Raw genomic sequence first — 18,625 nt, 5'->3', positions numbered from 1 at the left:
GCTTATCCAGAAGGTATATCCGTGACAAAGCTTAGCAAAAGTGATAGAATGATATCAAATGGGGGTTCCCCCTTAATAAAATAAAGGAGATGTTTAGACAAATGACAGCAACTAAACAACACAAAAAAGTTATCCTTGTCGGTGACGGTGCCGTAGGTTCATCTTACGCTTTTGCCCTCGTAACACAAGGAATTGCACAAGAACTTGGTATCATTGAAATTCCTCAATTGTTTGAAAAAGCAGTTGGTGATGCTGAAGACCTTAGCCACGCCCTAGCTTTTACTTCACCTAAAAAAATCTATGCAGCTAAGTACGAAGACTGTGCGGATGCAGACCTTGTAGTTATCACTGCTGGTGCTCCACAAAAACCAGGTGAAACTCGTCTTGATCTTGTTGGTAAAAACCTTGCTATCAACAAATCAATTGTTGAACAAGTTGTTGCATCTGGATTTGACGGTATCTTCCTTGTTGCTGCTAACCCAGTTGACGTCTTGACATACTCAACATGGAAATTCTCAGGTTTCCCTAAAGAACGCGTTATCGGTTCAGGTACTTCACTTGACTCAGCTCGTTTCCGTCAAGCACTTGCTGAAACAATCGGTGTTGATGCACGTTCAGTTCACGCCTACATCATGGGTGAACACGGTGACTCTGAGTTTGCTGTTTGGTCACACGCTAACGTTGCCGGTGTTAAATTGGAACAATGGTTGCAAGCTAACCGTGACTTGAATGAAGCTGACCTTGTTGAACTCTTCATCTCAGTTCGTGATGCAGCTTACTCAATCATCAACAAAAAAGGTGCTACTTATTACGGTATCGCTGTTGCCCTAGCTCGTATTACAAAAGCAATCCTTGACGATGAAAATGCGGTTCTACCACTTTCTGTATTCCAAGAAGGTCAATACGGTGTTGAAAACGTCTTTATCGGTCAACCTGCTATCGTTGGTGCACACGGTATCGTTCGTCCAGTTAACATCCCATTGAACGATGCTGAAACACAAAAAATGCAAGCTTCTGCTAAAGAATTGCAAGAAATTATTAACGAAGCATGGAAAAACCCAGAATTCCAAGCAGCTTCTAAAAACTAATCAAGTCATTAAAAAACTGTCTAGACTATTTGTCTAGACAGTTTTTATTTTGCTAATTTATTTCATTTCAGAAAATGCTTTTTCTGCATCAGCATTACTAATTGCTCCAAGCTGGATTTTCCCAATTTTTCCTTGAGAATCTATTAAGAATTCTGTAGGAATACTTCTAATTTGATAAGCCTGGAAAGTAGCTCCTTGTGTATCATACAAGACTGGTATATCCTTATATCCTTGATCTTGATACCATTTCGGAAATTGCTCGACGGATTTTTCACCTTGTAAACCTGGTGCTATAACAGTTAGAATCTCAAAATCACGATCTTCCTTGGCAGCAAGTTCCATCAATTCTGGCATACTTTTTTTACAAGGTCCGCACCAAGATGCCCAGAATTTAAGATAGACTTTTTTACCTCTGTAGTCAGATAATTTTACCTCTTTACCATCCATGGATTGCAAGGTAAAGTCTGGTGCTTCTTGTCCTACAGCTACTTGCTGTATAGTTGTTTGTGTCTTACTTGTTTGCTGTTTACTTTGAGTCTGGCTTTGAGACTCTTTATTTTCTTTACTTTGCTCATTGCCACAAGCTATCAAAAGAAAAATAGACAAGAAACTAATTGCTATATATGCTAATTTTTTCATATTAAACTCCTTTAACCAAAAATACCAGATAAACTATTTAACTGTCCTAACATTAATAATATTCCCATCAGTATGATGAGAAAACCTCCAATTTTCTTAAGTAAGATTAAACGAGGTTTGATTTTACTGAAATAGGGCATGACGAAACCGGAAGCCAAGGCTAATATTAAAAATGGTAATGCCATTCCTAGGGTATAAACTAATGTCAAAATAGCCCCTTGGAGGGCTCCATTTCCTCCTGATGCTGCTAGAGCAAGTACCGAACTTAAAACTGGACCAATACAAGGTGTCCAACCAAAGCTAAAAGTTATACCAAGTAGAAAGGCTGACAAATAACGATTTGACTGTTTTCTGTTAACATTAAAACTTTTTTGAACCTCTAACTTTTTAAAATGAACTACTTCCATCTGATGTAATCCTAAGAAGATAATGATAGCTCCCATGACATAACGGAACCAATCAGCATACAGTAAATTACCTAAGAAGCCAGCTCCAAATCCTAAAATAAAGAATATCACTGAAATACCAGCAATAAAGGATAATGTACTAATTAGACCGGACCAAGCAACATCTCTTCCAAATAAGCGAAATGTTCTTGATTTACTGTCATTATCTAAGAGAATACCTGTATAAACTGGTAATAAAGGGAATATACACGGCGAGAAGAACGATAACACACCTGCTAAAAAGACAGACACAAAAAATAAAATACTTTCCAATTGACTTCCTTCTTTCTTATAAATCATCTTATATTTTACTACAAATAATATAATAATTCTTGATTTTGCTACGCTACTTTTTAAAAAAAATAAAAAGGAGTCTTGCTCCTTTTTCATGTATTAGTAAGTACCTTCTTCACCTTGACTAGTTAAGATAACCGGACCGTCTTTTGTAATAACGAATTGGTGTTCATACTGGCAAGATAGGCCACCATCAATAGTTTTATGAGTCCAACCAGTCTTCATATCTGTATCGATTTCCCAATCACCTGTATTGATCATAGGCTCAATAGTTAAAACCATACCTTCGCGAAGTCTAAGACCACGTCCTGCTACACCGTAGTTTGGCACCATTGGTTCTTCGTGCATTGTTGGTCCAACACCATGCCCAACGAGGTCCCTAACTACTCCGTAACCGCGACTTTCAGCGTATTCTTGAATGGCTGCTCCGATGTCACCAATACGATTACCTACAACTGCTTTTTCAATACCTTTGTACATGGCTTCTTTAGTAACATCCATAAGTTTTTTTACCTTTTCAGAAGGTGTACCAACAGCATAGGCCCAACAAGAATCAGCCAAGCCACCAGTAAAGTTTTGAGTATATTTTTTTACTTGCTCGACATTATTAAAGTTTAACTTAGAAACATCAAGGTCACTCTTAGCAATTGGTCCTCCCAATACCATATCAACCTTAAGTAAATCACCTTCTTTGAGAATGTAATGTCTAGGAAAAGCATGCGCAACCTCATCATTCAGAGAACAACAAGTAGCATACGGATAATCCATAATAGCACCATCTACACCGATTTGTAACGGCAGAAAGTTCTCTTCTTTACAACGACGACGGACATACTCCTCAACCTCCCACATGTCGAGGCCAGGCTTGATTAAATCCCGCAAGCCGATATGAATGCTGGCAAGAAAATCACCGGCCTTATCCATTGCTTCGATTTCTCTTGCTGATTTTAAAGTAATCATGTTTTCTCCTACATTCTAGTTAATTTTTACTGTTACATTAGCTTTAGCTACAATCTGTTGATTCAAATAAAGGTCATAATCAATAATAGCAGAGCGGCGAGTATGATGGATGATTCTGGCCTGAATACGTAAAACATCGTCAATCTGAACAGCATGCAAGAAATAGATAAGCATTTGTTCAATGATAAGATTTCGTCCACTATTGACTACCAAGTTTTGTGTCATCAAAGTCAATATTTCTGATAGCACTCCATTGGCAAGAACACCGTTTTTATCTAACATGAAGGGTTCTACAGTAATGACCACTTCATCATGATGATAGGATAATTTTTGACCAATTTGCTCTGAAAATGTTGGCAAGGCTGAAATTTGTGAACGACTCATCTTATCCATTACATCTCTTCGAGTAACAACACCAAGTAGAGTATGATTGCTACGAACTACAGGAACCATTTCAAAATCCTCTGCAATCATTCGTTGGCTAATGTTTGCAATATTCGTAGATAGACCTGTCATATAGACAGTTCGAGTCATAGTTTTGTCAAGAGTTGTTCCCGGTGACTGATCTGCTGCATCACGCATAGTCATAACCCCAACTACAACTTGATCTTTATTCACCACAGGAAAACGACTACTTCTGTTCTTACGAACAAGATCTAAATAATCTTTAACTGTATCAGTTTCATGTAAATAGCCATATTCATGAGAAGTTTGGTAAATTTTTTCGACTGTTAAAATATCTGTTTTTATTTGAACATTAGATAAAGCACGGTTGATCATCGTCGCTATTGTAAAGGTATCATGTTTACTGCGCAAAACTGGTATATTCTTTTTATTGGCTAACTTGAGTACATTTTCATTTATCTCAAATCCACCCGTAACCAAAACAGCATTCTCATTTTCAAGTGCTAACATTTGAATTTGAGTTCGGTCCCCGACAATCAAAAGGCCTCCATCATGAAGATAGGAAAGAATGTTATCTTCAGTCATAGCACCAATAGAAAATTTACTAAATTCTCTATCCAATCCATCCCGACCAGCCATCACATCAGAACCCGTAACCTCTGCAATTTCAGCATAAGTTAGTCTTTCAATTGAAACTTTTTGAGATTTAATACGTATCGTTCCACTACGCGGACGTGTCTCTACCAAGCCTCTATTTTCAGCCTCTTTAATTGCTCGATAAGCCGTTCCATCACTTACTCCTAAGTGATTAGATATACTACGTACACTTACACGTTTTCCGACCGGTAATTCTTCTAGATAAGATAAAATTTCCTGATGTTTACTCACTCAGTTCTCCTTTTGTATAACGAAATTCAAGATAATCTCTCATCTTACGGCTATATCGATCACTTCCTTTAAAACGTCGATAGAGTTTGAAGCCAGATTTTTGAGCGACTTTCTGACTAGCACCATTTTCCATATGCGTCACGATAGATAGTTGCTTTAAACCAAGCTCTTCTATTGATAAATCACGTATATTCGTTACCACTTCAGTCATATAACCTTGTGACCAGTACTCTTTATTTAAGAAATATCCTAGTTCTGCTTCTTTTTTTATCTCATCAATTTTTTCAAACTTGATTGATCCAATCATCTTTTCTTGTTTTTTATCACAAATCGCCCAAATACCTAGAGGAGATTTCATAAAATAATTAGCAAGGGCGTATTGACTTTCTTCAATACTTGCTTGAGTTGGAAAGATGAACTGAAGATTTTCGGAATCTGATGCTATTTGATAAAAATCATAAACATCAGTAAAAAAGAAGGGACGGAGAATCAATCGTTCCGTCTCATAAAAAGAAAACATAGCTAGTTTTGTCCAGATATTCATTTTAATCCTCTAATACTAGTCCTCGATTAGTTCAATATCTGCTCCAAGATTACGTAATTTATCAATAATATTTGAGTAGCCTCTTAAAATAAACTCAACATTTGTAATTTCTGTTCTACCATCTGCCATTAGTCCAGCAATCACTAAAGCAGCTCCAGCACGTAAGTCTGTAGCTTTTACGCTCGCTCCATGCAATTGATTACCACCCTTGTAAAGGATATGATCATTTGTTGTCGAAATATCAGCATTCATCTTAGCCAACTCAAAAACATGGTTTACACGTTTTTCATAAATTGTGTCGATTATCTTACCACGACCTTCGGCTTTCAATAACAAAGGTGTGATAGGTTGTTGAAGATCCGTAGCAAATCCTGGATATGGGGCCGTTTTAATATTTACCGCCTTCAAGTCCTTTTGTTCTTCAACAAAAATACTATCTTCAGAAACGGTCATTCGTACTCCCATTTCTTCTAATTTGGCGATAAAACCTTCCAAGTGCTCATAAAGAACATTATTGATTTGAATTCCTTGACCCACCGCAGCTGCTAATGAGATATAAGTTCCTGCTTCAATACGATCTGGGATTACCTGATGGCGTGTCCCATGAAGACGTTCAACACCTTCAATAGTAATAATATCAGTCCCTGCACCACGAATATGAGCGCCCATATTATTAAGCAAGGTAGCTACATCGATAATCTCAGGTTCACGTGCGGCATTTTCAATAACTGTGCGACCATCAGCTTTGACTGCAGCTAACATAGTATTGATAGTAGCTCCAACACTTACAGTATCCATGTAAATATGAGCTCCATGAAGACGTTCACCTTGAGTTGAGAGATTCATATTATCTCCCTCATAGGTCGTTTTAGCTCCCATCGCTTCAAATGCTTTTAGATGTAAGTCAATCGGACGTGGTCCAAGATCACAACCTCCAGGTAAACCAACGGTTGCTTCTCCGAATCGTCCTAAAAGACTACCATAGAAATAATACGACGCTCGAAGACTATTAATCTTTCCATATGGCATTGGTTTATTTTGAACCCCACGCGGATCGATTTCTACTACATCTTCATAACGTTTGACACTAGCTCCCATGATTTCCATAATATCGATAAGACTAGCCACATCAGAGATATCAGGAACACAATCCAAGATTACTACATCATCAGCTAAGATAATAGCTGGAATTAGGGCAACTACACTATTTTTAGCACCACTAATAGTTATTTCACCTTTTAATGGACGTCCTCCATTAATGATAATTTTTTTCATTATATACTCTTTCACAAATTATTAACAAGGTCTCACCCCACATTATACCATAAATCTGATATTTTATCCATTACTATAGAAGAATTAAGATACTTAAAATTAAAAAATAACCTTGGATTTTTATAATGTTGAGATAAAAAGTATTTTTTTAATAATACATAAAAAAGCTTCCCGAAAATATCGGAAAGCTTTATTTAATAGCACTTCTAGTTTCCTCGCCTTTTCATTACAAGGCTCGGGATAAAAAGGTTCACTGGACCTTTTTATTTAGCGATTGGGTAAACAGAAACTTGTTTCTTATCGCGACCTTTACGTTCGAAACGTACTACGCCTTCAACTTTAGCGAACAAAGTATCGTCTCCACCACGTCCAACATTTACACCTGGATAGATGTGTGTACCACGTTGACGGTATAGGATTGATCCACCTGAAACAGTTTGTCCGTCAGCTGCTTTAGCTCCAAGACGTTTAGCTTGTGAATCACGTCCGTTTGATGTAGAACCTCCACCTTTTTTGTGGGCGAAAAGTTGCAAGTTGTTAAGAGTCATTTTTAACATAATGTTTTCCTCCGTGTTAGTTTTCTGTGATAACTCTGGTTTGGACGAACTCAGAAGAGTTCTCCGATAAGTTTGCCATACCTAAGAAAAATGATTCAAAGAATAATTGTGTCATTTCTCTTTGGTGAGAAGGAAGATCTTTTGGAATTTCAACCATCAGATAGCCACCTTCATCCTCGTTTAATTCTAAGATTGGTTCATAGCCTGCAAATTTCTCAATGGAATTGATAAAGTTAATGGCAAGCGTAGAAACCGATGCACACACGACATCTAAGCCGTATTCGCCACTCTCGGCGTGTCCAGTAATCTCCGCACTCCTCAGCTCGCCATCTTCGGCTCTCTCAAAGACTGCTTGTATCATGCGTTCTCCTTAAAATTAAGCGTTGATTGCGTTGATGACAACTTTAGTATATGGTTGACGGTGACCTTGTTTGCGGTGGCTACCTTTTTTAGGTTTGTACTTGTAAGTAACAACCTTCTTTTGTTTTCCTTGTTTTTCAACAGTTCCAACCACAGTAGCTCCAGCAACAAGTGGAGTTCCGACAACAGTGTTTTCACCACCAACAAGAACAACTTCGTTAAAAGTAACTTCTTGACCAGCTTCAACGTTCAATTTTTCAACGTAAACTGCTTGACCAACTTCAACTTTAACTTGTTTTCCGCCAGTTTTGATAATTGCGTATGTGCTCATTATGCACCTCCTATGAATTTTTGGGTTTCCCCGAATTATTGTGAAGACTCGCCTAGCATCGTGGGATGAACCACTTAAGCTCAAGGGATGAGCGACGATGATCGAGCGGTTGCACAGGCATGTGCATAGTCAACTCTACAAGTATAGCATTATTTCTATATTTTGACAAGCATTTATTATCAAAAATTGCCCTATTTCTTTTCTTTTTCCTGTAGTTTAGCAACGATCATACTTAGATAAAAGATACACATCATTATCGGAATTCCTAAAATAGTCTTTTCATCATAAAAAATGGTTAAATAGGCTGAAACCACTGCACCAAGAACAAAACTAACTAGTAGTGTGACAAATATGATTCCTTCTCGTAAAAAAGGGGTATGTTTGGTACGTATGTAATCGCCAAACGCAAGCATCGTTCGTTTTATATTTCCTGTCATAAAAGCATTGTTATAGGCAATTCCTGAAACTTCTCCAAAAGCGGTCGTTACAAGCCCCATACAAAATGCTAATGGCGGAACAATAAAGTGATTATCAACTGTTAAAGGAACAAATCCGATAATCAAGGATAAAAGTCCCAAAGGAACAAGAGATAGAATTGGTTTTTTTACAATTTTCAATTTTTCCTTGTAAATCGTTAATAAAAATACTCCCAACATGAAAGACAAAAGTGTTAAAACTTTTTCTTCTACATCTGCTACATTCTGTTGCACTAATCCTACAGATAAAAAGACAACGTTACCTGTCTGTCCTGCAACTAGGGTATTCCCTCGTTCGATAAAGGTATAAGCATCTACATATCCTGCACAGAAAGTCAAAAAAAGCGCCAATCTTTTAGAATGACGAGAAATTTTTCTCATAGGTAATAATCTCATAAAACACTCCTATTTTATAATAAAAACTATTGTACCATTTTTTGATAAAATTTCGAAGCATCAAAATTTAGAATTATCTTGCTTTGGCTACTTCTTCTTTTCTATGATATAATGAAATCAATCAATTCAAGGAATAAGGAGAGTCTATGCTAAAACTTGGGATTATCGGAACCGGTGCTATTAGTCATCATTTTATAGAAGCCGCTCATGCTAGTGGACAATATCAGTTAGCCGCCGTCTATTCTAGAAATCTAGAAACTGCAGAAAAATTCGCTAGACGATATAGCAATGTTCAGTTATTTGATCAGTTGGACGCTTTTTTAATGAGCTCCTTTGATGTCGTTTATATCGCAAGTCCAAATTCTTTGCACTACTCTCAAGCTAAGGCCGCTTTATCATCTGATAAACACGTCATCCTTGAAAAACCAGCCGTCACTCAACCACAAGAATGGCAGGATTTAGTTCAAACGGCTGAAGATAATAAATGTTTTATCTTTGAAGCAGCACGTAACTATCATGAAGATGCTTTCACAACAATTAAAGACTTTATTGCGAACAAACAAATTCTTGGTGCAGACTTTAACTACGCTAAATATTCTTCTAAGATGTCTAACCTACTTGCTGGCGATACTCCTAATGTTTTCTCAGACCGTTTTGCAGGTGGTGCACTTATGGATCTTGGTATTTATCCTATCTACGCTGCTGTTCGCTTATTTGGAAAACCGACTCATGCAACCTATCAAGCTCAGAAACTAGATAATAGCATCGATTTGAACGGTAACGGCATGCTCTACTATCCTAACTATCAAGTGCACATCAAAGCAGGAAAGAATATCACTTCTAATCTTCCTTGTGAGATTTATACTACTGATGGAACATTGACACTTAATACAATCGAGCATGTCCAATCAGCTACTTTTACAGACCGTCAAGGAAATGATGTTCAACTTCCTATCCAGCAGGCTCCTCACACCATGACGGAGGAAGTCACTGCTTTTGCAAACATGATCCAGCAACCAGATCAAACTCTCTACCAATCTTGGATTGATGATGCGACACACGTCCACGACCTAATTTACACCATGCGCCAGGATGCTGGCATTAGATTTGAGGCAGAAAAATGAAAACCAAACTACCTACCGAATGGCAAGAACTACTTGATCAACTGGGCTTCCAAGAATTTACTCCCATTCAAACTCAACTTTTTGAATCTATAACAGAAGGTGAAAATCTTCTTGGAGTCAGTCCAACAGGAACAGGAAAGACTTTGGCCTATCTCCTACCTAGTCTTCTCAAACTGCAAAAGAAAAAAGCCCAACAATTATTGATTTTAGCACCTAATACTGAGCTTGCTGGACAAATTTTTGAAGTCACTAAAACCTGGGGTGAGGCTATCGGATTAACAGCTCAGCTATTTCTATCCGGTTCGAGCCAGAAACGCCAAATTGAACGACTTAAAAAAGGACCAGAAATTCTGATTGGAACACCTGGTCGTATCTTTGAACTCATTAAATTGAAAAAAATCAAGATGATGAATGTGGAAACAATCATTCTTGATGAATTCGACCAACTCCTTGATGATTCTCAAATTCATTTTGTGGAGAAGATTACCCACTATGCACCTCGTGACCATCAACTTATTTACATGAGTGCCACTACCAAATTTGACCAAGATAAGATTGCACCTAACACGCGCATCATTGATCTATCAGACCAAAAGTTAGACAATATTCAACATTTCTATATGCAAGTAGACCAACGTCACAGAGTAGATATGCTTCGTAAACTGGCACAGGTTGAAGATTTCCGTGGTCTTGTCTTCTTTAATAGCTTGTCTGACCTTGGAAGCGCCGAGGAAAAATTACAATATCGTGATGTTTTAGCAGTTTCGCTAGCTAGCGATGTCAACGTCAAATTTAGAAAAGTTATTCTAGAAAAATTCAAAGATAATCAACTGACACTACTTCTTGCCACAGACCTTCTCGCTCGTGGTATCGACATTGATAGCTTGGAATGCGTGATTAACTTTGACGTCCCTAGAGACAAGGAAACTTACACTCACCGTGCGGGTCGAACAGGACGCATGGGTAGAGAAGGCTATGTTATCACTCTTGTGACACATCCAGAAGAGCTAAAAAAACTTAAGAAATTTGCAAGCGTACGTGAAATTATCCTAAAAAATCAAGAACTGTATATCAAATAAGGTTGGCTTTCGCCAACCTTATTTATGATAAATCTTTTTGACTTTTCTTTAGTAATAACGGACGGTAGCGACTTTCTTCGAAATTCCATACCTAAACCTTGAGCCTAAGGTCTCAAAGTTTCCGAACACCTGAATGACTTTTCTGGTGTTTTTATTACTGCGAAAAGTCAGGTAAATTGCTTGTTCCACTCAATAAAATATTGGAATAATTTTCATAACAATTCCAATACAAAATCTTTAGAATAAAAAAGGAAATCTCTAAATATTATTTAAAGTTTGGAAAGCCAACCTTTTTCTTATCCCCAAGTAATTTCTAAACAGTAGTTGGCAAATGAAACTCCTTCTTTGTTTTGTAGTTGATAGGCTAGTTCAATCTTCTCTTCACCAACTTCATAGTGGCTTGTTTGGATGATAAACTCCTGCATGCCTATAGGTGTCGGAATATTGGCTAAACTATCAGAATCCTTCAGAAAACGCATGATGGTCTTAGGATTTGAGAAACGTGACATGATCAGTTCCTCCCCATTAAATTTCAAAACTACTTTTTCTTGGTCTTCATTGTAAAAAAGAAGATAGGAAAAATCTCCCTTTTCACGTAATTCAACATCATAGACTTGATCAATTACTTCCAACTGATCGTCAAACTGAATTTTATTTCTCATTCTAATCTTCACAACTGTTCCTCTTTCGTCTCTATTATCCCTACTATTTTACCAAAAAGCTCAGTATTTTGCTATAATGGTCTTATGAATGAAAAAGTATTTCGTGACCCTGTTCACAACTATATCCACGTTAATAATCAGGTTATTTATGACCTGATCAATACAAAAGAATTTCAACGGCTTCGTCGAATCAAGCAGTTGGGTACATCCAGTTATACCTTTCATGGTGGAGAGCATAGTCGCTTTTCTCACTGTCTAGGAGTCTATGAAATTGCTAGGCAAATTACGGAAATTTTTGAGGAGAAATATCCTGAGGAATGGGACTCTAGTGAATCTCTCTTAACCATGACTGCAGCTCTTCTACATGACCTCGGACATGGTGCCTATTCGCATACTTTTGAAAATCTTTTTGATACCAATCATGAGGCTATCACACAAGATATCATTCAAAGTCCTGACACAGAGATTAACCAGGTCTTGTTACAGGTGGCGCCTGACTTCCCTAAAAAAGTTGCTAGTGTCATTGACCATACCTATCCCAACAAACAAGTCGTTCAACTAATTTCTAGTCAGATTGATGCAGACCGTATGGACTATCTCCTTCGCGACTCCTACTTCACCGGTGCTTTTTATGGCCAGTTCGATTTGACACGTATTCTTCGTGTCATTCGTCCCGTTGAAAATGGCATTGCCTTTCAGCGTAATGGGATGCATGCCATCGAGGATTATGTACTCAGTCGTTACCAGATGTACATGCAGGTTTATTTCCACCCAGCCACACGCGCCATGGAAGTCCTTCTGCAAAATCTTCTCAAACGTGCCAAAGAACTCTATCCAGAAAACAAGGACTTCTTTGCCCTAACATCCCCACATCTGCTGCCATTTTTTGAGAAAAACGTTAGCTTGTCTAACTATCTAGCACTAGATGACGGGGTTATGAACACCTACTTCCAACTCTGGATGACTAGTACAGATAAGATTTTAGCTGACTTATCACAACGTTTTATCAATCGTAAGGTCTTCAAATCTATTACTTTTTCACAAGATGATCAAGACCAGCTTGAAATCATGCGAAATTTCGTAGAAGAAATTGGTTTTGACCCCAACTACTACACTGCTATCCACAAAAATTTTGACCTTCCTTACGATATTTATCGACCAGAGTCTGAAAATCCAAGAACTCAAATCGAGATTGTCCAAAAGAATGGCGAACTGGCTGAGCTTTCTAGCCTATCTCCTATCGTCCAATCTCTTGCAGGAAGCCGTCATGGTGACAACCGTTTCTACTTCCCTAAAGAAATGCTTAAGCAAAACAGTATTTTCACAAGTATCATTCAACAATTTTCACATTTAATTGAGAATGATCATTTTAATCCAGATAAGAAATAACAGAGGAAATTTATGAGTATAAAACTAATCGCCGTCGATATTGATGGTACCCTGGTTAATAGCAAAAAAGAAATTACTCCTGAAGTTTTTGCAGCTATCCAAGATGCCAAAGCAGCTGGAGTCAAGGTTGTGATTGCGACCGGACGCCCCATCGCTGGTGTTGCCAAACTTCTTGACGACTTGCAGTTGAGAGACGAAGGGGACTATGTTGTGACCTTTAACGGTGCCCTTGTCCAAGAAACTGCCACAGGTTATGAGATCATCAGCGAATCCTTAACTTACGAGGATTATCTGGATATGGAATTCCTCAGCCGTAAGCTAGGTGTCCACATGCATGCCATCACCAAGGACGGCATTTACACTGCCAACCGCAACATCGGAAAATACACAGTCCACGAGTCAACCCTCGTCAGCATGCCAATCTTCTACCGCACTCCTGAAGAAATGGCTGATAAAGAAATCGTCAAATGTATGTTTATCGATGAACCTGAGATTCTCGATGCTGCGATTGAAAAGATTCCAGCAGCATTCTACGAGCGTTACTCTATCAACAAATCTGCTCCATTCTACCTCGAGCTCCTTAAAAAAGATGTAGACAAGGGCTCTGCTATCACTCACCTAGCTGAAAAACTTGGTCTGACTAAAGATGAGACCATGGCTATCGGTGACGAAGAAAATGACCGTACTATGCTAGCAGTCGTTGGGAATCCCGTTGTTATGGAAAATGGAAATCCAGAACTCAAAAAAATTGCCAAATACATCACCAAAACAAATGATGAATCAGGCGTTGCCCATGCCATTCGAACTTGGGTCTTGTAACATTAAAAACCACTCTCTTGAGTGGTTTTTTCTATATTAGTGCCCCCTGCAGGAATCGAACCTGCAACTACTCCTTAGGAGGGAGTTGTTATATCCATTGAACTAAGGGAGCTAGAGAAAAACTCTGCCTTGCAGCAGAGTTTTTTTATCGAATTAACGACGGATTTCTTTGATACGAGCTGCCTTACCTTGAAGAGCACGCAAGTAGTACAATTTCGCACGACGTACTTTACCGTAACGAACAACTTCGATCTTTTCAACACGTGGAGTGTGGATTGGGAAGATACGTTCAACACCTACACCGTTAGAGATTTTACGAACTGTGTAGTTTTCTGAGATGCCAGCACCTTTACGTGCAATAACAACACCTTCAAAGATCTGAACACGTTCACGGTTTCCTTCGACAACTTTCGCGTGTACACGAACAGTGTCACCAGGACGGAATGAAGGGATATCTGTACGAAGTTGACTTTCAGTCAAGCTTTGGATTAATGGATTCATTTTATTCTCCTATCTTTGTCAATCTTGAGGAATCTTCCTCAGCGGATAAACTGTATTTTTGTGCGTCCATTACACACAAGATACAGTTTATCAAATTTCTACAAAAAAGTAAAGAAATTTATAGCAGAATTCCTAAAAAAATCGCTACTAAACCTCCTAAGTAAGTAAAGAGAAAATAGCTGTAAAACACCTTCTTGTCACTAAGCAGTTTCTGTAGCTCTTCATTCAAAGTTGAAAAAGTCGTCAAACCTCCACAAAATCCTGTAGCTAGGATGGTATAGATTTCCTTGGACTCCACATGATTATAGAGTAAACCAATCAAAAAACAACCTAGAAGATTGGCTATGAGTGTTCCTAGTGGCATTATGAAATCTTTATTATAACGAGAAAAGAAATAACGAACTAGGGCACCAAGCCCACAAGCGATTGTAAGATAGACGATTACCATTTTTTCCTCCCACAATAATAAGCCAATAAAAGCCCTCCGCCAATGCTCAAGACTAGGTAGATCACCAAGCTCAAATAACGGCCAGTATCCAGCAATTTCACAGCATCTAACATGAAACTAGAAAATGTCGTTAAGCCGCCACAGAATCCTGTTCCAAGCGCTAGAATAAGGCCTTTACTTGTTCCTTTATGAACTAGATAGCCCTTAACCAAATATACTAAGCAAATTATACCTAGATAGTTGACAAGGAGAGTTCCCCATGGGAAGTCTGGACTGGCTGGCAAACTAGTGGAAAAAAGATAGCGGACAAGGCCACCTACCACAGCAGCTAGAAAAATCCCTAATGTATTGAACTGTTTTTTATTCATTTAATGTTTTTATCCTGATAATGACGAGAATGTTTTAAAATGTCAGAAAAAGTCGCTACTATACTCTCTTGATACTGGTCTTTTTTTATAAGAGTTCTTACTTTTTCAAAAATAGCTTCCTCTCTCTTGCTATCAAAGACCGACTTGCCAGAAGATTTTTTAAAAGCTACTACTTGCTCAACTAAGGTCATACGTTCTTCTAAAAGACTAACCAATTCTTGATCAACCTGATCAATTTGTTTGCGAATAAGCTCTAAATCCATCTCATCTCCTTACCCATAAACTATCTATCAAAAAACTGTGCTACCTCATTTGATTAGCACAGTCAGATTTTTATCCTACTTTTGCAGCTAATTCTTCTGCAAATTGCTCCAAGCGTTCAATGTCTTCTTCCTCGGCAGAAAGATCAACTTTAACACATTCTGAACCTTTCTCTGCTCCAGTCGAAGCAAATACACGGTCAAAATCATCTACAGCTTTACAGAATTCGTCATAGAAAGTATCACCCGAACCAACTACTCCGTAGATTTTACCATTCAAGTTGAGGTCAGCTAGATCTTCGTAGAAGTCCATCATCTCATCTGGAAGCTCACCATCACCGTATGTGTAGGTTGCAACGATTGCAAGATCTGCTTCTAAAAAGTCAGAAGCATCAACAGTTGTACACTCATCAACATCGACATCCAAACCTAATTCTCGTAATTTATCTGCTACAATATCAGCGATTTCTTCAGTATTTCCTGTCATACTGGCAAATACAATTTTTGCTAATGCCATAAGGTCCTCCTCAATTTATCTTCCTCCATTATATCACAGATTTTTCATTTTAAAAATAAAAACTCTTGTGCTACAATGATATGAGAAAGAATTGAGGTTATTTATGGAAATTTGCCATCAAATTTTAGAACAAATTAAAAAATACGACACAATTATTATTCACCGTCACATGAGAGCAGATCCCGATGCTTTGGGAAGTCAAGTTGGTCTTAAAGAACTGCTCCAGTATAATTTTCCTGATAAAAAGATTAAAGTTGTTGGATATGATTTGCCTACCCTAACATGGTTAGCCAAAATGGATGAGGTAGAGGATCAAGAATTTGAAGGAGCACTTGCTATTATTTGTGATACAGCCAATACTGCTCGAATCGATGATAAACGTTATCTTAATGCTGAGACAATTATCAAGATTGACCACCATCCAAACGATGAAGAATATGGAGATTTGGTCTGGGTAGATACGACTTCTAGTAGTGCCAGTGAGATGGTAGCTATCTTTGCAGAGGAAACCAATCTTATATTATCTGACCAAGCCGCTTACCTCTTGTCTGCTGGAATCATTGGTGATACTGGTCGCTTCCTCTATCCTTCAACTTCTGCTCGTACGCTTCGTATAGCGAGTCGACTGAGGGAGTATGATTTTGATTATGCTAAACTTACACGTCATATGGATACAATCAGCTATAAAATCGCCAGACTTCAAGGTTATATCTATGACCATCTGGAAGTGGATGAAAATGGAGCTGCCCGTATCCTACTAACTCATGAAATTCTCCAGCATTATCAAATAACAGATGCTGAAACAGCTGCTATTGTTGGTGCACCAGGCCGTATAGAAGACGTCAGCCTATGGGGAATCTTTGTAGAACAAGCTGATGGACATTATCGTGTTCGTCTACGCAGTAAATCAGTCCCTATCAATGAAGTAGCCAAAGAACATGACGGCGGGGGGCATCCACTAGCTAGCGGTGCTAATTCATACAGCTTAGAAGAAAATGAAGTCATCTATCAGAAGTTAAAAAACTTATTGAAAAATAAATAAAAGACTTGCCAAAATAGTCATAATCTGATAGACTATTAAGGTAACAATCTATGGCTCGCAAAGAGACCATGGCAGAAAGGAAATATTGCAAAATGAAAAAAGATATCCATCCAGAATATCGCCCAGTTGTCTTCATGGACACAACTACTGGTTACCAATTCCTTAGCGGTTCAACTAAGCGCACTAACGAAACTGTAGAGTTCGAAGGTGAAACTTACCCATTGATCCGTGTGGAAATTTCATCAGACTCACACCCATTCTACACTGGACGTCAAAAGTTCACTCAAGCAGATGGACGCGTGGATCGTTTCAACAAAAAATACGGTCTCAAATAAGAATAAAAAGAACAGCTTCTACTGTTCTTTTTTGTTTCTTCAAATTAGGAATCAACTACCACTGCTGTTCCACTACAGGTAACTATCAGTCAGCCCTCAAACTATAAAAAAAGCCTGTCACGCAAGCTTAAATGCTTGATACGACAGGTTTTTTGTAAAGTTATTATTTAACTGCTTCTTTAAGAGCTTTACCAGCTTTGAATGCTGGAACTTTAGAAGCTTTGATCTTGATCGCTTTACCAGTTTGTGGGTTGCGACCTTTACGAGCTGCACGGTGACGAACTTCAAAGTTACCGAAACCGATCAATTGAACTTTTTCACCAGCAGAAAGGAATTCAGTTACTGCTTTAAATACAGCGTCAACTGCTGCTGCTGAATCTTTTTTAGTCAATTCTGTAGCTTCTGCTACTTTAGCGATCAAATCTTGTTTGTTTGCCATGTTAATGAATCCTCCAAAATTTTTTCTAATTAACACTTATAATCATAACCTAAAATTCCCTTTAGGTCAAGCTAAAAACACTATTAATTTAACTTTTTCTCTGTTTTTTTAGGAATTATATCGAATTAGGATAGCCCAGGCATTTTCACCCGTGTGAGTTTGGATAATTGAGCCTGTTTCTAAGACTGAAATTGGTTTTTCAACGTAAGGTTGTAGAACAGCTTTCATCTCGTTTGCAAATTCATTTGTGCCTGCATAAGAAATACCAATTTCAGCGACTGAACGATTTGAAAGGGATACTACTAACTCATCCAACCATTTTTTAAAGGTTTTTGATCCACGACCTTTGACAATCGGTTGCAGCTCATTATCTTTCATTTGCATAACGACGCGAATATTTAAAAGTGAACTTAAGAGACCAGTAACACGACCAATACGGCCACCTTTTACAAGGTTTTCCAAGGTAGAAACACCAATATAAAGCTCTGTATTTCGCTTAACCTCTTCAACATGAGAAACGATTGCTTCTATGTCTTGTCCTTCTTGAGCCAATCTAGCAGCTTCAACAACTTGGAACTTCAATGCCTGATCTGTGAATGAACTATCCAAAACAGTGACATCTGCAGTTGATAAACTTGCTCCTTGACGCGCTGCTTCTACCGTTCCAGAAAGGGCATGGGACATATGAATTGCTAGAATCTTACTACCGTCTTTCCCAAGTTCTTCAAAAATCTCAGCAAAGAGTCCAACTGGAGGTTGGCTTGTTTTTGGAAGATTTTTACTTTCTTGCATCAAGCGAAGGAATTCTCCTTCTTTCAAATCCGCATCAGAATAAAGAACGCTGTCAATCATTACAGATAATGGAACAACTGTAATGTTTAATTCTTTAACGATTTCTGGTTCAATAGTAACAGAAGAATCTGTTACAATCTTTACTTGTGTCATATCTCTGATCTTTCTATTCTTTTCAAACAAAATTTCTT

Annotated in this window: 25 protein-coding genes, 1 tRNA gene and 1 other annotated feature; of the genes, 7 read left to right on the top strand and 19 right to left on the bottom strand. The window is 38.1% G+C overall.

The window, feature by feature from the left end; translation table 11 throughout:
• The first annotated feature begins 101 nt into the window (after positions 1–101).
• On the top strand, positions 102–1,088 hold the full coding sequence (locus tag FN031_RS01735; RefSeq protein WP_075567646.1) for an L-lactate dehydrogenase: 987 nt from the start codon (positions 102–104) through the stop codon (positions 1,086–1,088).
• A 57-nt stretch (positions 1,089–1,145) separates the two neighbouring features.
• Here the strand turns inward: FN031_RS01735 and FN031_RS01730 are convergent, their stop codons facing one another.
• The 10 genes from FN031_RS01730 to FN031_RS01685 all read right to left on the bottom strand — a co-directional run bounded on the left by FN031_RS01730 (position 1,146) and on the right by FN031_RS01685 (position 8,659).
• A complete protein-coding gene (locus tag FN031_RS01730) occupies positions 1,146–1,727 on the bottom strand; it encodes a TlpA family protein disulfide reductase (protein WP_142557066.1) in 582 nt (193 codons plus the stop codon).
• A gap of 11 nt (positions 1,728–1,738) precedes the next feature.
• Complete coding sequence (ccdA2, locus tag FN031_RS01725) at positions 1,739–2,446, bottom strand: thiol-disulfide oxidoreductase-associated membrane protein CcdA2 (RefSeq protein WP_142558582.1); 708 nt, start codon at positions 2,444–2,446, stop codon at positions 1,739–1,741.
• A 120-nt stretch (positions 2,447–2,566) separates the two neighbouring features.
• Complete coding sequence (locus FN031_RS01720) at positions 2,567–3,427, bottom strand: methionyl aminopeptidase (protein ID WP_142557064.1); 861 nt, start codon at positions 3,425–3,427, stop codon at positions 2,567–2,569.
• A 15-nt stretch (positions 3,428–3,442) separates the two neighbouring features.
• Entirely contained in the window at positions 3,443–4,720 is a 1,278-nt protein-coding gene (spxR, locus tag FN031_RS01715; protein ID WP_142557062.1) for a CBS-HotDog domain-containing transcription factor SpxR, read from the bottom strand.
• Positions 4,713–5,264, bottom strand: a complete 552-nt coding sequence (locus tag FN031_RS01710) for a GNAT family N-acetyltransferase (protein WP_142557060.1) — start codon at positions 5,262–5,264, stop codon at positions 4,713–4,715. Before FN031_RS01710 ends, spxR begins: the two co-directional genes overlap by 8 nt.
• A gap of 15 nt (positions 5,265–5,279) precedes the next feature.
• Complete coding sequence (locus FN031_RS01705) at positions 5,280–6,539, bottom strand: UDP-N-acetylglucosamine 1-carboxyvinyltransferase (protein WP_142557058.1); 1,260 nt, start codon at positions 6,537–6,539, stop codon at positions 5,280–5,282.
• Positions 6,540–6,802: 263 nt separating this feature from the next.
• Positions 6,803–7,096 carry a 50S ribosomal protein L27 gene (gene rpmA, locus FN031_RS01700; protein ID WP_006154204.1) on the bottom strand — a complete coding sequence of 98 codons (294 nt, stop codon included), beginning with the start codon at positions 7,094–7,096 and terminating at the stop codon, positions 6,803–6,805.
• A 16-nt stretch (positions 7,097–7,112) separates the two neighbouring features.
• Positions 7,113–7,457 (bottom strand): ribosomal-processing cysteine protease Prp, encoded by a 345-nt coding sequence (locus FN031_RS01695; protein WP_000613699.1) that lies wholly within the window; start codon positions 7,455–7,457, stop codon positions 7,113–7,115.
• A gap of 15 nt (positions 7,458–7,472) precedes the next feature.
• The gene (gene rplU / locus FN031_RS01690) at positions 7,473–7,787 is read right to left on the bottom strand and encodes a 50S ribosomal protein L21 (RefSeq protein ID WP_000109141.1); all 315 of its coding nucleotides are present in this window, start codon (positions 7,785–7,787) and stop codon (positions 7,473–7,475) included.
• Positions 7,788–7,821: 34 nt separating this feature from the next.
• Positions 7,822–7,908: a sequence feature (ribosomal protein L21 leader region), on the bottom strand.
• A 70-nt stretch (positions 7,909–7,978) separates the two neighbouring features.
• Positions 7,979–8,659, bottom strand: a complete 681-nt coding sequence (locus tag FN031_RS01685; protein ID WP_142557056.1) for a YoaK family protein — start codon at positions 8,657–8,659, stop codon at positions 7,979–7,981.
• A 146-nt stretch (positions 8,660–8,805) separates the two neighbouring features.
• On the opposite strand from FN031_RS01685, the gene FN031_RS01680 reads away from it, so the two are divergent.
• A complete protein-coding gene (locus FN031_RS01680) occupies positions 8,806–9,783 on the top strand; it encodes a Gfo/Idh/MocA family protein (RefSeq protein WP_142557054.1) in 978 nt (325 codons plus the stop codon).
• Positions 9,780–10,862, top strand: coding sequence for a DEAD/DEAH box helicase (locus tag FN031_RS01675; RefSeq protein WP_142557052.1), 1,083 nt, complete (start codon positions 9,780–9,782; stop codon positions 10,860–10,862). Before FN031_RS01680 ends, FN031_RS01675 begins: the two co-directional genes overlap by 4 nt.
• A 296-nt stretch (positions 10,863–11,158) precedes the next feature.
• Here the strand turns inward: FN031_RS01675 and FN031_RS01670 are convergent, their stop codons facing one another.
• On the bottom strand, positions 11,159–11,536 hold the full coding sequence (locus tag FN031_RS01670) for a DUF1934 domain-containing protein (protein ID WP_142557050.1): 378 nt from the start codon (positions 11,534–11,536) through the stop codon (positions 11,159–11,161).
• Positions 11,537–11,608: 72 nt separating this feature from the next.
• On the opposite strand from FN031_RS01670, the gene FN031_RS01665 reads away from it, so the two are divergent.
• Positions 11,609–12,913 carry an HD domain-containing protein gene (locus tag FN031_RS01665; protein ID WP_142557048.1) on the top strand — a complete coding sequence of 435 codons (1,305 nt, stop codon included), beginning with the start codon at positions 11,609–11,611 and terminating at the stop codon, positions 12,911–12,913.
• 12 nt (positions 12,914–12,925) lie between these two features.
• Entirely contained in the window at positions 12,926–13,732 is an 807-nt protein-coding gene (yidA, locus tag FN031_RS01660) for a sugar-phosphatase (protein WP_142557046.1), read from the top strand.
• Positions 13,733–13,772: 40 nt separating this feature from the next.
• On the opposite strand, the gene FN031_RS01655 is transcribed toward yidA, so the two are convergent.
• The 6 genes from FN031_RS01655 to FN031_RS01630 all read right to left on the bottom strand — a co-directional run bounded on the left by FN031_RS01655 (position 13,773) and on the right by FN031_RS01630 (position 15,826).
• Positions 13,773–13,844 (bottom strand) — tRNA-Arg (locus FN031_RS01655).
• 41 nt (positions 13,845–13,885) lie between these two features.
• Complete coding sequence (gene rplS / locus FN031_RS01650) at positions 13,886–14,233, bottom strand: 50S ribosomal protein L19 (protein ID WP_142557044.1); 348 nt, start codon at positions 14,231–14,233, stop codon at positions 13,886–13,888.
• A gap of 118 nt (positions 14,234–14,351) precedes the next feature.
• Complete coding sequence (crcB, locus tag FN031_RS01645; RefSeq protein WP_142557042.1) at positions 14,352–14,681, bottom strand: fluoride efflux transporter CrcB; 330 nt, start codon at positions 14,679–14,681, stop codon at positions 14,352–14,354.
• On the bottom strand, positions 14,675–15,049 hold the full coding sequence (crcB, locus tag FN031_RS01640) for a fluoride efflux transporter CrcB (protein WP_142557040.1): 375 nt from the start codon (positions 15,047–15,049) through the stop codon (positions 14,675–14,677). The genes crcB (FN031_RS01645) and crcB (FN031_RS01640) overlap by 7 nt, the downstream gene beginning before the upstream one ends.
• Positions 15,046–15,312, bottom strand: a complete 267-nt coding sequence (locus FN031_RS01635; protein ID WP_142557038.1) for a chorismate mutase — start codon at positions 15,310–15,312, stop codon at positions 15,046–15,048. Before FN031_RS01635 ends, crcB (FN031_RS01640) begins: the two co-directional genes overlap by 4 nt.
• A gap of 70 nt (positions 15,313–15,382) precedes the next feature.
• Positions 15,383–15,826 carry a flavodoxin gene (locus FN031_RS01630; RefSeq protein ID WP_075567662.1) on the bottom strand — a complete coding sequence of 148 codons (444 nt, stop codon included), beginning with the start codon at positions 15,824–15,826 and terminating at the stop codon, positions 15,383–15,385.
• A gap of 103 nt (positions 15,827–15,929) precedes the next feature.
• Between FN031_RS01630 and FN031_RS01625 the strand changes: the two genes are divergently transcribed.
• Both FN031_RS01625 and FN031_RS01620 read left to right on the top strand, forming a co-directional pair.
• Positions 15,930–16,868 carry a DHH family phosphoesterase gene (locus FN031_RS01625; protein WP_142557036.1) on the top strand — a complete coding sequence of 313 codons (939 nt, stop codon included), beginning with the start codon at positions 15,930–15,932 and terminating at the stop codon, positions 16,866–16,868.
• Positions 16,869–16,960: 92 nt separating this feature from the next.
• Complete coding sequence (locus FN031_RS01620) at positions 16,961–17,203, top strand: type B 50S ribosomal protein L31 (protein WP_096408869.1); 243 nt, start codon at positions 16,961–16,963, stop codon at positions 17,201–17,203.
• 163 nt (positions 17,204–17,366) lie between these two features.
• Here the strand turns inward: FN031_RS01620 and FN031_RS01615 are convergent, their stop codons facing one another.
• Together FN031_RS01615 and FN031_RS01610 are read right to left on the bottom strand one after the other, a co-directional pair.
• Complete coding sequence (locus FN031_RS01615; RefSeq protein WP_075567710.1) at positions 17,367–17,642, bottom strand: HU family DNA-binding protein; 276 nt, start codon at positions 17,640–17,642, stop codon at positions 17,367–17,369.
• Positions 17,643–17,750: 108 nt separating this feature from the next.
• Positions 17,751–18,587: a DegV family protein gene (locus tag FN031_RS01610; protein ID WP_142557034.1), complete on the bottom strand. Its 837-nt coding sequence runs from the start codon at positions 18,585–18,587 to the stop codon at positions 17,751–17,753.
• Positions 18,588–18,625 lie beyond the last annotated feature (38 nt).

This window comes from Streptococcus mitis (assembly GCF_902159415.1).
Lineage (GTDB): Bacteria > Bacillota > Bacilli > Lactobacillales > Streptococcaceae > Streptococcus > Streptococcus mitis_BG.
Note: the sequence above shows the minus strand (reverse complement) of the source record. Positions and strands in the feature narration are given on the sequence as shown.